Below are 574 nucleotides of genomic sequence, written 5' to 3' on the forward strand. Positions count from 1 at the left end.
AGCCAGCCCCGGAAGACGTACTCCTCGGCGGCGGCCTGGAACGGGACGAGCGCCAGCACCACGGCCAGGCTCAGCAGAAAGTAGGGCCAGCCCGGGAAGCCCGAACCGGACTCCGCGAGCGGTTCCGCGTCCCAGGTCCAGGCGATCAGCAGCCCGATCTGGACGGCCATGAGCGGGAAGCCCACGGCGGCGCAGCGGCCGAGCCAGCCCCAGCGCAGCCGTCCGACGACGGAGGACACGGTCCCGGCCGGACGCCTGCCGAGGAGGCGGACGACCCACAGGACGATGGGTATCCCGACCGCGATGCCGACGAGCGAGACCGCCAGTTCGGCGACCGGGTCCTCGAAGAAGAGTTCGCTGTCCGCGTCCGAGGGCCCCGCGTCCAGGACCTCGGCGATGATCGCGCCGAAGACGCCGACGGCCAGCACGCCCACGACGACCAGCGCGAGGGCGGTCAGCAGTTCGCCCAGCCAGCCGAACCGTCCGCCCTGCCCGTTGCGCCCCTGCTCGTCGTAGCGGGAGCCCGAGGGCGCACGGACCGGCCCGGTCGGCGGGCGGCTCCATTCCGGGGGCC

1 pseudogene is annotated in these 574 nt (G+C 73.9%); it reads right to left on the minus strand.

Annotation, left to right across the window (positions count from 1 at the left end):
• Positions 1 to 574 (minus strand): annotated as a pseudogene (locus tag HET64_RS38565) (CPBP family intramembrane glutamate endopeptidase); the annotation flags it as partial.

It is taken from the genome of Streptomyces sp. McG3 (assembly GCF_018619185.1).
In the GTDB taxonomy this organism is placed as follows: domain Bacteria; phylum Actinomycetota; class Actinomycetes; order Streptomycetales; family Streptomycetaceae; genus Streptomyces.